Raw genomic sequence first — 13,288 nt, forward strand, 5'->3', positions numbered from 1 at the left:
GCCGTGACGCGGAATCGTTTGCTCGCCACCTGTCGTCGTCGTGAGGATTTTCATGAATTTGATCCGCTTAGTAGCCTTGGTGTTTGTCGGAGCCTGCGGTACATCCACCGCCCTGGCCGCCGAACCCCTGCGATTGGAGGAGGCTGTCTCCCGCGCACTGGCCGCCCACCCATCCATCGCCGCCGAAACGGCGCAGCTCCAGGCCGTTCGAGCGCGCACACAGCGCGAAGCCCTGCCACCGCCTTACACCATTGGCGGCGAGGTTGAGAACGTCGCTGGGAACGGCAACCTGCGAGGTATCCGCTCGGCCGAAACGACATTGCGCATCGGTCGGGTCATAGAACTCGGTGGCAAGCGCGAGGCTCGCCAAACGCTGGGACAAGCCGAACTGAGAGAACAAGAGCATCAGGCCACCAAAACGCGGATCGACCTGGCCAGTTCAACTACGGCCCGCTTCATTGAAGTGCTCGCTAGGCAACAGCGATTGACGTATGCCGAGGAGCGTATCAAGCAAGCGGAGCGCACCCGTCGAGAGGTTGCAGCGTGGGTAAAAGCCGCTCGCAATCCTGAGTCGGATTTGCAGGCCGCCGATATTGCGGTCGCTGAGGCGCAGCTCAATCGCGAGAGTGCTGAACTCGAATTGGCGAGCGCCAAGATGACTTTGGCCGCGAGCTGGGGGGCAATGACCCCCGACTTCGGCGAAGTCGTCGGTGACCTCCAAACCTTGCCGACCGTGGCGCCATTCGAGACGCTGGCTGCCCGTTTGCCCATGACGCCGGAACTGTGGGCTTCGCGTTTGCAGGCCGACACCATCGGCGCCCGCCGCCGGCTCGCGGAGGCCGAAGCCAAACCCAACATCGACGTCAGCTTGGGCGTGCGGCGTTTGGAAGACTACAAGGATCACGGCGTAGTGATGTCGATCTCGGTGCCGCTGGGCAGCCCGACGCGCTCTGGATACGCGGTGTCCCAGGCCAATGCGGAGCTTGCTGCGCTTGAAGCGCGGCGTGACGCCGAGCGCTTCGAGCGCCACCAGGCGCTGTTCGACAAATATCAGGAACTCACGCACGCACGGACAGAGGCTGACTCGCTACGCGCACGAATGCTGCCTATGGCTGAAAGCGCTTTGGCAACGACTCGTCGCGGTTTCGAGCAGGGCCGATTCTCCTATTTGTCGTTGGCTCAAGCGCAGCGAACGCTATTCGATCTGCGCGCGCGCGCTGTGGAAGCCGCCACTCGCTATCACCTTCTGCTGGTCGAGGTGGAACGCCTCACCGCCACCGTTGAGGACACCGCACCATGATTCGCATTCTTTCCCTGTTGCTACTTTGTGTGTTTGCCGCTGCATGCAGCCCTGGCGGCGACAAGCCCAAAGAGGCGGCCAGCGCCCAAGCCAGCGGAAGCTATGAGCGCGGCCCAAACAATGGCCGGCTACTCCGCGATGGAGACTTCGCTTTGGAAGTCACCATCTACGAAACCAACGCCCCCCCACATTACAGGCTCTACGCCTATCGTGACGGCAAGCCAGTCGCCCCCGCTGATGTTGCCGCAACGATCAAGCTCTCCCGTTTGGATGGCGAGGTCAACCAATTCACGTTCAGGCCAGAAGGCAACTATCTGGTCGGCAGCGGTGAAGTGACCGAGCCGCATTCTTTCGATGTCGCCGTGTCCGCCGAACACGCCGGAAAGAGGTCCACTTGGTCTTATGAATCCTATGAGGGCCGCGTAAGCATTCCGGCTGGTATCGCCAAGGATGCCGGCATCAAAACCGAATCAGCGGGGCCGGCGGTCATCCGAGACGTTGTGCGGCTGATGGGAACCGTTGTTCTGGATGCCGACAGACACGCAGCGGTTCGCGCACGCTTTCCTGGCATCGTGCGATCAGTGAACGTGCAGCAGGGCGAACGAGTCCGCCGCGGCCAGACACTGGCCATCGTTGAGGGCAACGACAGCATGCGCACCTACCCGATTACCGCACCATTCGACGGCGTGGTACTCGCACGCAACACGAACGTCGGTGATGTGGCCGAAGCAGGTGCGCTGTTCGAGCTGGCTGACCCGTCCTACGTATGGATCGACCTGCGCGCCATCGGCACCGATGCCGAAGCCCTACAGCCAGGGCAGCCGGTACGAATCCGGTCAGCCACCGGGAAGACCGAAGCCAGCGGAAAGATCCAGCGATTGTTGCCGGTGGCTGGCAGCGGCCAGAGCGTCATTGCCCGCGTCAGCATCCCGAACCCGGAGGGGCGCTGGCGCCCCGGCATGACCGTGGCGGCCGAGGTCACAGTAGGCACGCGCAACGTACCGCTGGCGGTAAAAGAGTCCGGGTTGCAGCGATTCCGCGACTTCACCGTGGTTTTCGCACAGGTTGGCGAGACATACGAAGTCCGAATGCTCGAACTTGGCGAGCGTGATGGTGAATACGCCGAAGTGACTAGCGGACTCAAGCCCGGCACGAACTACGTGGCCGAGCAAAGTTTCCTGATACGCCAAGACATCGAAAAGTCTGGCGCAAGCCACGATCACTAAGGACGCGGACATGCTCGAACGTATCATTCGCGCGTCCATCGCGCATCGCTGGCTCGTGCTTCTATTGGTGCTCGCCCTGTCCGGGCTGGGCGTCTGGAACTACAGCCGCTTGCCGATCGACGCGATACCGGACATTACCAACGTCCAGGTACAGATCAATACCGAGGCACCAGGCTACTCGCCAATGGAGGCGGAGCAGCGCGTCACTTTCCCGGTTGAGACGGCGCTCGCTGGCCTCGCCCGGCTGGACTACACCCGCTCGATTTCCCGCTACGGCCTGTCGCAAGTCACTGCGGTCTTTGAGGACGGCACCGACATTTACTTTGCCCGCCAGCAGGTTGCCGAACGCTTGCAGCAGGCATCTTCGCAACTTCCGGCGGGCCTGAATCCTTCTCTCGGCCCGGTGGCAACCGGCCTGGGCGAGATATTCATGTACACCTTGGAACCCGAGAAGGGCTACGAGGAAATCTGGACGCCGACGGCGCTGCGCACATTGCAAGACTGGTCGGTGCGTCCGCAGCTCCGCAATCTGAAAGGCGTCACCGAGGTCAACACCATCGGCGGTTACGTGCGTCAGTTCCACATCACACCCGATCCGGTCAAGCTGCTGGCCTACGAGTTGACGATGAACGACGTGCTGAACGCCGTTGCGCGGAACAACGCCAACGTCGGTGCCGGCTACATCGAACGTCACGGCGAGCAGTACCTGATCCGCATCCCCGGACAGGTAGGCGACATCGAGCGACTGCGGAAAATTGTCGTGGCAACGCGCGATGGGCTGCCACTCCGAATATCCGACGTGGCGGAAGTTCTGGAGGGTAGCGAACTACGAACCGGCGCGGCCACGAAAGACGGCAAGGAGGTCGTGCTGGGAACGGCATTCATGCTGATTGGCGAGAACAGCCGAGCGGTTGCACAGCGCACGGTGGAAAAGCTCGCTGAAATCGACGCGACACTTCCCGAGGGAGTCCGAGCACACGCGGTTTATGACCGCACTCAACTCGTTGACCGCACCATCGCAACCGTGCAGAAGAATCTTCTGGAAGGCGCGTTGCTGGTGATTGCCGTGCTGTTCATGTTGCTAGGCAACCTGCGTGCAGCCCTGATAACCGCAGCGGTCATTCCGCTTGCCATGCTGCTGACGATCACCGGCATGGTGCAAAACCGAATCTCGGCCAACCTGATGAGCTTGGGCGCACTGGATTTCGGCCTGATTGTCGATGGTGCGGTCATCATCGTGGAGAACTGCTTGCGCAGGTTCAGCGAACGACAGCACCAGCTCGGTCGGCTGTTGACCCGCGATGAGCGTTTCTCGCTGGTTTCGAGCGCCAGTGCAGAGGTCATCAAGCCTGCCCTGTTCGGATTATTCATCATCACGGCGGTTTACCTTCCAATCTTCGCGTTGTCGGGTGTGGAAGGAAAGATGTTCCATCCGATGGCGCTTACCGTCGTGATCGCATTGACTGGTGCGATGGTGTTGTCCCTGACTTTCGTGCCCGCTGCGGTCGCGCTGTTTGTCACCGGCAAGGTTTCCGAGAAGGAAACCAAGGTGATGCGCGGCATCAGCCGCTTCTATGCGCCACTTCTCCAGAAGGCAATCAGGCTAAGGGTCGCCGTTGTCGCGGCGGCGTCAGTGTTGGTAGTGCTGTCTGGTTTGCTTGCGACGCGCCTGGGCACCGAGTTCATCCCCAATCTGGATGAAGGCGACATCGCCTTGCACGCGATGCGGATTCCCGGAACGAGTCTGACCCAGGCGATTGGCATGCAGCGCCAGTTGGAAGCGCGGATCAAGGAGTTTCCAGAGGTTGAGGAAGTCGTTGCCAAGATCGGTACTGCCGAGGTTGCGACTGATCCCATGCCTCCTTCGGTGGCTGACACCTTCATCATGCTCAAGGATCGCAGCGAATGGCCTGATCCGCGCAAACCGAGAGCCGTACTGCTTGCCGAACTGGAAAAGGCGGTGAACACCATTCCCGGCAACAACTACGAGTTCACTCAGCCCGTGCAGATGCGCATGAATGAGTTGATCGCGGGTGTCCGTGCCGAGGTGGCGATCAAGGTGTATGGCGATGACATGGAGCAACTGGCCCAACTAGGCTCCAAGATTGAAGCCGTGGCCGAGAGTATCGAGGGATCTGCCGACGTGGCACTCGAACAGATTACGGGCCTGCCGCTGATGACAATCACGCCGAACGTGGATGCACTGTCCCGGTACGGCCTGGCGATCGACGACATACAGCAGACGGTGGCAATCGCTCTTGGTGGTGCCGTCGCTGGCCAAGTGTTTGAGGGCGATCGCCGCTTCGATATTGTGGTTCGGCTGCCCGAAGCGCAGCGCCAAGACCCTAAAGCACTGGCGACACTGCCCATTCCCGTTCCGACCGGCGCTGCTGCCGCACCGGGCCAAGCCGCTTACGTGCCGCTCGGCCAGCTTGCGTCAATCGAAGTGGCTCCCGGCCCCAATCAGATCAGCCGCGAGAACGGTAAACGCCGGATCGTCATTACCAGCAATGTGCGCGGACGCGATCTAGGGTCGTTCGTGGAAGAGCTGCGTGAGCGCGTAAGCCGCGAAATCACACTGCCAGAGGGCTATTGGGTCAACTACGGGGGCACGTTCGAGCAACTCATTTCGGCGAGCCAACGGCTGTCCGTCGTCGTGCCGGCTGTACTGGTTCTGATCTTCGGCCTTCTGTTCATGGCCTTCGGCTCGGGCCGGGACGCCACGGTCGTCTTTAGCGGCGTACCATTGGCACTGACAGGCGGCATTGCCGCATTGTGGCTGCGCGATATTCCGCTTTCGATTTCGGCAGGGGTCGGCTTCATTGCCCTATCCGGTGTGGCAGTGCTCAACGGCCTGGTGATGGTGAGCTTCATTCGCAAGCTGCACCACGATGGCGCGCCGATTCAGGATGCCATTGTGAATGGCGCGATGACGCGGCTACGCCCGGTGCTGATGACTGCGCTGGTTGCAAGCCTCGGTTTCGTACCGATGGCCATCAACGTTGGAACGGGCGCGGAAGTGCAACGACCCCTCGCAACTGTCGTCATCGGCGGCATTGTCTCTTCGACGCTGCTGACGTTGCTGGTACTGCCGGCCCTGTATCGCCTCATTCATCGGCGTACCGACCGCCAGAACACCGCGCCAGCGTAAGCACGATGCCAATTTATCAACAGGTTCACATGGTGCGGCGAACGCAAGAAAGATGCTTGCCGCACTCGAACAACAAGGATTTTTAGGAGATTAATTGAGGTATGACATTCATGCGTGAAAGATCACTTGACGTAATACTGGATCGCTATCGACCGATCTGGCAACGGATTTCCCTGTTTCTCATGGCGACGGTTCTCCTGTTGTTCGCGTGTGCGAATCAGGCGCTCGCCCATGCCGTTGCCGAGGGTGATAAGGGCTACATCCAGGAAATATCCGGCGTCAACCTCATCCCTTTTATGTATCTAGGGGCGAAGCACATGGCGACAGGGTACGACCATATCCTGTTCCTGCTCGGTGTGATCTTCTTCCTGTACCGGATGAAGCATATCGCCCTGTATGTGACGCTATTTGCCATCGGCCACTCGACGACGATGCTGCTTGGCGTGTATTTCAACGTCGGGATCAATAGCTACATCATCGACGCGATCATCGGCCTTTCGGTGGTTTACAAGGCACTCGACAACATCGGCGCATTTCAGCGATGGCTCGGCTTTCAGCCCAACACGAAAGTTGCAACGGTTGTATTTGGACTATTTCACGGATTTGGCCTGTCCACCAAAATCATCGAATACAACATCTCACCTGATGGCCTGATTCCAAATCTGTTGGCATTCAATGTCGGAGTTGAAATCGGACAGTTGCTTGCGCTCGGCTCCATTCTGATCGCAATGAGCTACTGGCGCCGAACCGCAAGTTTCTGGCGCCATGCGTACACCGCAAACGTAGCGATGATGTGTGCCGGCTTCATTCTGATCGGCTATCAGCTCACCGGCTACTTCGTTTCCTGAATCGCACTCGGAGAAAATATTTATGTACAACGTATCCAAGCCAACCCTCGACGATCTTCCTTCATCGAAACAACTGCTGCGCTCGACGTTTATTGCACTCGTCGCTGCCATCGCAATTCTGGTCGCCATCGTCCTTCCCTCCGAGCATGCGATCGATCCAACAGGAATTGGCCGCGTACTCGGCCTGACGGAAATGGGGGGAATCAAAACGCAGTTGGCCGAAGAAGCTGCTGCCGACGCCGCAATGGATGCGGCCAAGGCCGTTGCCGTGACGACTGGGAATGCAGGCACCGTCGTGCCTGCACAGGCGCAAAGTACCGCACAGGTGACGAACGATTCTGCTTGGCGCGATGAAATGCGCGTCGTACTCAAGTCCGGCCAAGGGGCCGAAGTGAAGTTGAGCATGAAGGCCGGCGAACAGGCCGAGTTCAGTTGGACTAGCGAAGGCGGCGTAGTGAATTTCGATACCCACGGCGATGGCGGCGGACAGTCCATCAGCTATGAAAAAGGTCGAGCTGTGCCCGCAAGTGATGGCGTGATCCAGGCCGCCTTTAATGGCAATCACGGTTGGTTCTGGCGGAACCGTGGCGATGCTGATGTAACGGTGATTGTTCGCACTCGCGGCCAATACGCGGAAATGAAGCGTGTCTTGTGATTGGCAAATTAGTTAGGGGCGAATGCCCCATGCACCTCGGCTTTATTGCTATGCAATTTGCATAGCAGGAGGTCGAAATTTCCCGCCCTGCCACGTAGGCTGGGTCTCACCCCAGGAGATTATGAAATGAAAATTCGTCCGTTTTTGATTGCCGTTCTAGCAAGCGCCTCGCTCGCTTCGCCGTTCGTGATGGCCCATCCCGGTGGACATGACGACGACGAGAAGGCGATGCCGAAGACATGCGAGCAATTGGCAGATACGAAGCGGTACATCAGTGACGTGGCTTATCCCGAAGTGAAGAAGCTGAAAGAGCAGTGCGACGCCGCGAAGAAGAAGCCAAACGCGGCACAGTCTCCCGCAGCCCGCGGTTCATCCAACGACGGCAACTGATTGTTCAGAGCGTAGCCGCGACTCACAGGTCGCGGCTACCGCCTGCGATGCGCACTCGTGGGAGCTATTGGGAGCTATTCGTCTATGGAGTTGAGACATCTGAAATACTTTCTCGCCGTAGCGGAGGAGCTTCACTTCGCTAGGGCAGCGGAGAAGCTGCACATCGAACAATCTCCACTTTCTCGTGCCATTAAGGAGCTAGAGGAGGAACTAGGTGTTGTGCTGTTTGCCCGCACCACACGCAGCACCCGGCTAACACGTGCTGGCAAGCTGTTTCTGGAGCATGCCCGCCGGGTATTCGCTGTTCTGCAACAGGCGCGCGACAGCGTAAAAGCAGCAGCCAATGGATTTCACGGTCAGTTGCGGGTGGCCTTGTCGGACGGTATTACACCATCGCGCCTTCCGGCAGTGCTCGCCCTATGCCGACAGGAAGAACCTGAAGTCGAAATTCGCTTTTCCGAAGTGCCGTTGTCGCAACAAATCAAGGGGCTACATGACGATCTTTATGACGTAGGATTCGCGCAATCAGACGAAGTGGGCGATGGCATCGTCGCTATACCAGTCTGGAGCGATGCGCTCATGGTGGCTGTGCCGGCTCGGCATCCTCTGCTGGCACATAAGCGCATTCCGTTGGAGGAACTGCTCCGCTACCCTCTGGTTCTATGCGACCCGCAGGTTTGCGAAAGCCACGCGAAACACGTTGATCGGATACTGCGCCGGGCGGACATGGAACCCTTGATCGCGGAGCGCGTGGCCTCCTGCGATTTGATGATGGCGCTTGTATCGGCCGGCTTCGCGCTTGGGCTTACGGGTGCAGCACATATTACAGCCAGCAGAGAGCCGGGGGTGGTGGCTCGTCCCCTGGCATCACGTGTCCCACCCCTGACAACCTATCTGCTGCACCCTATAGGCGAACCATCGGAGGTTCTGGCCCGATTCATTGAGCGCGTACAGGCCATCGAATCTCTGGAATCTCCCAGGCCCATGCTGGGCCGCAATCTTGATCCCCCGGAGGAACCTGCGCCATGAAGAAGATCATTCCGTTCTTACTGGTGGCGGCGTTGACCGCCTGCGGCCAGTCCGAAACGCCTCAGAGGGCCAACACCACAGAAGCGAATGTCCCGTCGGTGGAAGAACTGGCGGCCAACCCCGAACGGCTCAAGGAGCTTCGCCAGCAGTGCAAGACCGATCGCCCCAAGCTGGGCGACGTGCTGTGCAACCGAGTGGCTGAGGCCACACGCAAGCGGTTCTATGGCGACGGTGAAACGCCGTACACGCCGCCGAAGGAACCTCCCAAGTTCTGATTGTCGGCGGCTCGCCGCATCACCTTCATTTTTCTGCTCGACACGCCGCAATGCGCCTGCGCTTGCGGCGTTATTCTTTGATTCGCCGTCGCACTCATTCTGTCTTTTTGCTCGACCTTTCTGCTGAAAACGGTCTTTGACCGGCACCGACCCGGCACCGATTCTGACGCTTGCGGCACGCCTTTGTGCCGCTTCTTCCATGAGGAATCAGCTCAGGAGAAATCGGAGGCCAGGTCATGCAAGGGACGAGCGTGCTGTTCGGTCAGATCGCCGTGGTATTTGGCATCGTGATCGCCGGAGTGTGGGGCGCCACACAATGGACAGCAGCAGCCCTTGGCTACCAGCTACGCCTTGGCTCGCCCTGGTTCGATCTTCTCGGCACGCCGATCTACCACCCATGGCGCCTGTTCGAGTGGTGGTTCTTCTTCGACGCCTACGCGCCGCGCGTGTTCGACACCGGCGGCGCCATCGCGGGCGGCAGCGGCCTGCTGGCGGTGGTGGTCGCCATCGGCATGTCGATCTGGCGCTCGCGGCAGTCGCGCCTGGTCACGACCTACGGCTCGGCCCGTTGGGCGAACGCGGATGACATTCGCAAAGCGGGCCTCACGCTGCCGGCCGGCGTGTTCCTGGGCCAGCACGACCGCCAGTACCTTCGCCACGAAGGCCCGGAACACGTCCTGACCTTTGCGCCTACGCGATCGGGCAAGGGTGTCGGCCTCGTGGTGCCGACACTGCTTTCCTGGCCTGCATCCGCCGTCGTCCACGACATCAAAGGCGAGAACTGGCAGATCACCGCCGGCTGGCGCTCGCGCTTCTCTCATTGCCTGCTGTTCAACCCCACGGATGCGAAGTCGGCGGCCTACAACCCGCTGCTGGAGGTGCGGCGCGGCGCGCATGAGGTGCGCGACGTTCAGAACATCGCGGACATTCTGGTCGATCCCGAAGGCGCGCTGGAGCGCAGGAACCATTGGGAGAAAACCAGCCACGCGCTGTTGGTCGGTGCGATCTTGCATGTGCTCTACGCCGGCGAGGACAAGACGCTGCGCGGCGTCGCCAACTTCCTGTCCGACCCGGCCAGCCCGTTCGAGCTGACCTTGCACCGGATGATGACCACGCCGCACCTGGGCGATGGGCCGCATCCGGTCGTCGCCTCTGCGGCGCGCGAAGTGCTCAACAAATCGGACAACGAGCGTTCTGGCGTGTTGAGCACCGCCATGTCGTTCCTCGGTCTGTACCGCGACCCGACGGTGGCCGAAGTCACCTCGCGCTGCGATTGGCGCATCGCCGACCTGATCGCTGCCGAGCATCCGGTGTCGCTGTACCTGGTGGTGCCGCCTTCGGACATTTCGCGGACGAAGCCGCTCATTCGCCTGATCCTCAACCAGATCGGCCGGCGCCTCACCGAATCGCTCGACGGCTCCGACGGCATCGAGCGCCGCCACAAGCTGCTGTTGATGCTCGATGAGTTCCCGGCGCTGGGGCGCCTGGACTTCTTCGAGACGGCGCTGGCCTTCATGGCCGGCTATGGCATCCGCAGCTTCCTCATTGCGCAGTCGCTCAATCAGATCGACAAGGCGTATGGGCAAAACCACTCCATCCTCGACAACTGCCATGTGCGCGTGACGTTCGCCACGAACGACGAACGCACCGCCAAGCGCATCTCCGAGACGCTGGGTACGGCCACCGAGCTGCGCGCCCAGCGCAACTATGCGGGCCACCGGCTGGCGCCGTGGCTCGGGCATCTCATGGTGTCGCGCCAGGAAACGGCCCGACCGCTCCTCACGCCCGGCGAGGTGATGCAGCTTCCGCCCGACGAGGCCGTGGTGATGGTGTCCAGCGTGGCGCCGATCAAGGCGAAGAAACTGCGCTACTACGCGGACGCCAATTTCAAGCGTCGCGTGCTGCCACCGCCCACGCTGGCGAACCAGCAGTACGCCGACGCGCCGCCGTCGCGGCCCGACGACTGGAGCGGGCTGGCGATTCCGTCCGTGCCCGCTGCACCTGCCACGGCATCCGCCGATGGCCTGGAGAACTCGGCTTCGGCCGACGACGGCGGCCCGCGCCGTCAGCCCGAACTCTCCGAAACCGTCGCCTACGACCCCGAGCTGGCCGCGCCCGCGGCCGACCTTGGGCTACTCGATGACGACGACGATTTGCCGCTTCCCCTTCCTCGCCAGCTCGATCCAGCCATGCAGCGCACGGCCCGGCTGGCTTCCCTCGACCCCAACGACGGAATCGAGCTATGAGCCACTACCGCCTCAACTTGTTCATCCAGCCGGAGCACGCCAAGCGCCTGGACGAGCTGGCCGCCAAGAAAGGCGTGTCCAAGTCGTCCATTGTCGCGGCGGCGCTCGCATCGTGGCTGTCGCCCGACGCTGCCGACCAGCGCGAGGCGGCCATTGCCAAGCGGCTGGATCGCCTCTCGCGCCAGGCCGAGCGAATGGAGCGCGACCAGAACATCGCCATCGAAACGCTGGCGCTGTTCATCCGCTACTACCTGACCGTGAGCACGCCGGTTCCCGAGGCGCACCAAGACGCGGCACGCGCGCAGGGCAAAGCGCGCTTCGAGCAGTTCACCGAGAAGCTTGGCCGCCACCTGCTGCGGGGCCGCAGCTTGGTGCGCGACGTGGTGGAGGAACTGCATCCCGATCCGATGCGGATGGAGGACGCGGCGGCAGCCGCCCAAGCGCGGGAGCGTGCGTCATGAGCGCCGTTCCCCAATCCATAACCGCCACGTCGCTCGACCGCCGCATCCAGATGCTGCGCACGGCGATGGGGCCGCTGATCGCCGCCGCGCTCGAAGACCCGGACGTGGTGGAGGTGATGCTGAATCCCGATCGCACCCTTTGGGTGGATCGGCTTTCCAGTGGGCGCGCGCCGATGGGCGTGGAACTGCCCGAGGCGGACGGCGAGCGAATCATCCGCCTCGTGGCCGCCCACGTTGGCGCGGAAGTGCATCGCGGCCAGCCGCTGTTGTCCGCCGAGTTGCCCGAAACGGGCGAACGCTTCGAGGGCATCTTGCCGCCGGCAGCGCCGGGGCCGGTCTTCGCGCTGCGCAAGCGCGCCATCGGCGTGATTCCGCTGGAGCGGTACGTCATCGACGGGATGATGACCAGCGCGCAAGCGGGCTTTCTCGTTCGCGCCGTGCGCGAGCGGCAGAACGTGCTGATCGCCGGCGCCACCAGCAGCGGCAAGACCACGCTCGCCAATGCTTTGCTCGCCGAAATCGCCGCCACCGGCGACCGCGTGCTGGTGCTCGAAGACACGGTGGAGCTGCAATGCGCGGCCCGCGACCACGTTCCCCTGCGTACCCGCGCAGGCGTGGTGTCGATGACCGAGCTGGTTCGCTCGTCCATGCGCCTGCGGCCTGATCGCGTCGTCGTTGGCGAAGTGCGCGGCGCCGAGGCACTGGATCTCATCAAGGTGTGGGGCACAGGCCATCCGGGCGGAATCGCCACGATCCATGCCGGCTCCGCGCTCGGCGCGCTGCAGCGCCTGGAGCAACTGATTCTCGAAGTGGCGGTGAATCCGCCCCGTGCGCTGATCGCCGAAGCGGTCAACGTGGTGATCCACATCGCCGGGCGCGGGCGCAAGCGCCGCATCGAGAGCATCGCTCGCGTCGTCGGCTTCGACGGCGTGGGCTACCAACTGGCGGACGCGCTGGAAACGCCGTTTCCCGAGCTGCCGCCACTTCCCGATGCCGCACCCGCTGCGGCGACTTCCCCATCCCCTGACTCACTTGGAGAACTGCCATGACGCAGATGACCATTCCTGCTTTCCGTTTTTCTGCAAATCCGGCTTTGCGTCTTGCGCGGCTGCGCTGCCTGGCCCGCCCTGCGGGGCAAGGGCTGCTGCTGGCCGCGCTGCTGCTGTTCCTGGCCGGAACCGCACAGGCCGCCGGTTCCTCGATGCCGTGGGAAGGCCCGCTGCAATCCATCCTCGAATCCATCCAGGGGCCGGTGGCGCGAATCGTCGCGGTCATCATCATCATCGCCACGGGCCTCGCGCTGGCTTTCGGCGACACATCCGGCGGATTCCGCAAGCTGATCCAGATTGTCTTCGGTCTATCCATCGCCTTCGCCGCTTCGAGCTTCTTCCTGTCGTTCTTCAGCTTCTCCGGCGGGGCGGTCGTATGAGTGCCCCAGACACCTTCGCGGACGGTTTCGAGGTGCCGCTGCATCGCTCGCTGACCGAGCCGATTCTGCTGGGCGGTGCGCCGCGCACCGTGGCGATCGCCAACGGCACGCTGGCCGCCGCTGTCGGGCTGGGCCTGCAACTGTGGATTCCCGGCGTGGTGCTCTGGATCGTCGGCCATTCTTTGGCGGTGTGGGGTGCGCGCGTCGATCCGCAGTTCATGCAAGTCTTCGCCCGGCACATCAAGCATCGCCCGCTGCTGGACGTGTGAGGGGAGGAC

At 61.8% G+C, this 13,288-nt stretch carries 13 protein-coding genes; all 13 read left to right on the forward strand.

Annotated features, from left to right (window positions below; all coding sequences use genetic code 11):
• Window positions 1–52: 52 nt before the first annotated feature.
• Window positions 53–1,300 carry a TolC family protein gene (locus BLT86_RS19410; RefSeq protein WP_003104019.1) on the forward strand — a complete coding sequence of 416 codons (1,248 nt, stop codon included), beginning with the start codon at window positions 53–55 and terminating at the stop codon, window positions 1,298–1,300.
• Window positions 1,297–2,526: an efflux RND transporter periplasmic adaptor subunit gene (locus BLT86_RS19415; RefSeq protein WP_003104017.1), complete on the forward strand. Its 1,230-nt coding sequence runs from the start codon at window positions 1,297–1,299 to the stop codon at window positions 2,524–2,526. Before BLT86_RS19410 ends, BLT86_RS19415 begins: the two co-directional genes overlap by 4 nt.
• Window positions 2,527–2,536: 10 nt before the next feature.
• Entirely contained in the window at window positions 2,537–5,677 is a 3,141-nt protein-coding gene (locus BLT86_RS19420; protein WP_003104015.1) for an efflux RND transporter permease subunit, read from the forward strand.
• A gap of 182 nt (window positions 5,678–5,859) precedes the next feature.
• Entirely contained in the window at window positions 5,860–6,525 is a 666-nt protein-coding gene (locus tag BLT86_RS19425) for a HupE/UreJ family protein (protein ID WP_228012222.1), read from the forward strand.
• 22 nt (window positions 6,526–6,547) lie between these two features.
• Window positions 6,548–7,180, forward strand: coding sequence for a hypothetical protein (locus BLT86_RS19430; protein ID WP_003104009.1), 633 nt, complete (start codon window positions 6,548–6,550; stop codon window positions 7,178–7,180).
• 126 nt (window positions 7,181–7,306) lie between these two features.
• Entirely contained in the window at window positions 7,307–7,570 is a 264-nt protein-coding gene (locus tag BLT86_RS19435) for a hypothetical protein (protein WP_003104007.1), read from the forward strand.
• 84 nt (window positions 7,571–7,654) lie between these two features.
• Complete coding sequence (locus tag BLT86_RS19440; RefSeq protein ID WP_003104006.1) at window positions 7,655–8,599, forward strand: LysR family transcriptional regulator; 945 nt, start codon at window positions 7,655–7,657, stop codon at window positions 8,597–8,599.
• Complete coding sequence (locus BLT86_RS19445) at window positions 8,596–8,874, forward strand: EexN family lipoprotein (protein WP_003104004.1); 279 nt, start codon at window positions 8,596–8,598, stop codon at window positions 8,872–8,874. Before BLT86_RS19440 ends, BLT86_RS19445 begins: the two co-directional genes overlap by 4 nt.
• 236 nt (window positions 8,875–9,110) lie before the next feature.
• Entirely contained in the window at window positions 9,111–11,120 is a 2,010-nt protein-coding gene (locus tag BLT86_RS19450; RefSeq protein WP_003104002.1) for a conjugal transfer protein TraG, read from the forward strand.
• Window positions 11,117–11,581, forward strand: coding sequence for a ribbon-helix-helix protein, CopG family (locus BLT86_RS19455; RefSeq protein ID WP_003104000.1), 465 nt, complete (start codon window positions 11,117–11,119; stop codon window positions 11,579–11,581). The genes BLT86_RS19450 and BLT86_RS19455 overlap by 4 nt, the downstream gene beginning before the upstream one ends.
• Complete coding sequence (gene trbB / locus BLT86_RS19460; RefSeq protein WP_003103998.1) at window positions 11,578–12,630, forward strand: P-type conjugative transfer ATPase TrbB; 1,053 nt, start codon at window positions 11,578–11,580, stop codon at window positions 12,628–12,630. The genes BLT86_RS19455 and trbB overlap by 4 nt, the downstream gene beginning before the upstream one ends.
• Window positions 12,627–13,010: a TrbC/VirB2 family protein gene (locus BLT86_RS19465; protein ID WP_003103996.1), complete on the forward strand. Its 384-nt coding sequence runs from the start codon at window positions 12,627–12,629 to the stop codon at window positions 13,008–13,010. The genes trbB and BLT86_RS19465 overlap by 4 nt, the downstream gene beginning before the upstream one ends.
• Window positions 13,007–13,279, forward strand: a complete 273-nt coding sequence (locus BLT86_RS19470) for a VirB3 family type IV secretion system protein (protein WP_003103993.1) — start codon at window positions 13,007–13,009, stop codon at window positions 13,277–13,279. Before BLT86_RS19465 ends, BLT86_RS19470 begins: the two co-directional genes overlap by 4 nt.
• Window positions 13,280–13,288 lie beyond the last annotated feature (9 nt).

It is taken from the genome of Pseudomonas sihuiensis (assembly GCF_900106015.1).
Taxonomy (GTDB): Bacteria; Pseudomonadota; Gammaproteobacteria; order Pseudomonadales; family Pseudomonadaceae; genus Aquipseudomonas; species Aquipseudomonas sihuiensis.

Coding starts and splice junctions, on each gene's coding strand:
- BLT86_RS19440 (WP_003104006.1), top strand. CDS start 7,655: ATGGAGTTGAGACATCTGAAATACTTTCTCGCCGTAGCGGAGGAGCTT.
- BLT86_RS19470 (WP_003103993.1), top strand. CDS start 13,007: ATGAGTGCCCCAGACACCTTCGCGGACGGTTTCGAGGTGCCGCTGCAT.
- BLT86_RS19430 (WP_003104009.1), top strand. CDS start 6,548: ATGTACAACGTATCCAAGCCAACCCTCGACGATCTTCCTTCATCGAAA.
- BLT86_RS19435 (WP_003104007.1), top strand. CDS start 7,307: ATGAAAATTCGTCCGTTTTTGATTGCCGTTCTAGCAAGCGCCTCGCTC.
- trbB (WP_003103998.1), top strand. CDS start 11,578: ATGAGCGCCGTTCCCCAATCCATAACCGCCACGTCGCTCGACCGCCGC.
- BLT86_RS19455 (WP_003104000.1), top strand. CDS start 11,117: ATGAGCCACTACCGCCTCAACTTGTTCATCCAGCCGGAGCACGCCAAG.
- BLT86_RS19415 (WP_003104017.1), top strand. CDS start 1,297: ATGATTCGCATTCTTTCCCTGTTGCTACTTTGTGTGTTTGCCGCTGCA.
- BLT86_RS19465 (WP_003103996.1), top strand. CDS start 12,627: ATGACGCAGATGACCATTCCTGCTTTCCGTTTTTCTGCAAATCCGGCT.
- BLT86_RS19450 (WP_003104002.1), top strand. CDS start 9,111: ATGCAAGGGACGAGCGTGCTGTTCGGTCAGATCGCCGTGGTATTTGGC.
- BLT86_RS19445 (WP_003104004.1), top strand. CDS start 8,596: ATGAAGAAGATCATTCCGTTCTTACTGGTGGCGGCGTTGACCGCCTGC.
- BLT86_RS19425 (WP_228012222.1), top strand. CDS start 5,860: ATGGCGACGGTTCTCCTGTTGTTCGCGTGTGCGAATCAGGCGCTCGCC.
- BLT86_RS19410 (WP_003104019.1), top strand. CDS start 53: ATGAATTTGATCCGCTTAGTAGCCTTGGTGTTTGTCGGAGCCTGCGGT.
- BLT86_RS19420 (WP_003104015.1), top strand. CDS start 2,537: ATGCTCGAACGTATCATTCGCGCGTCCATCGCGCATCGCTGGCTCGTG.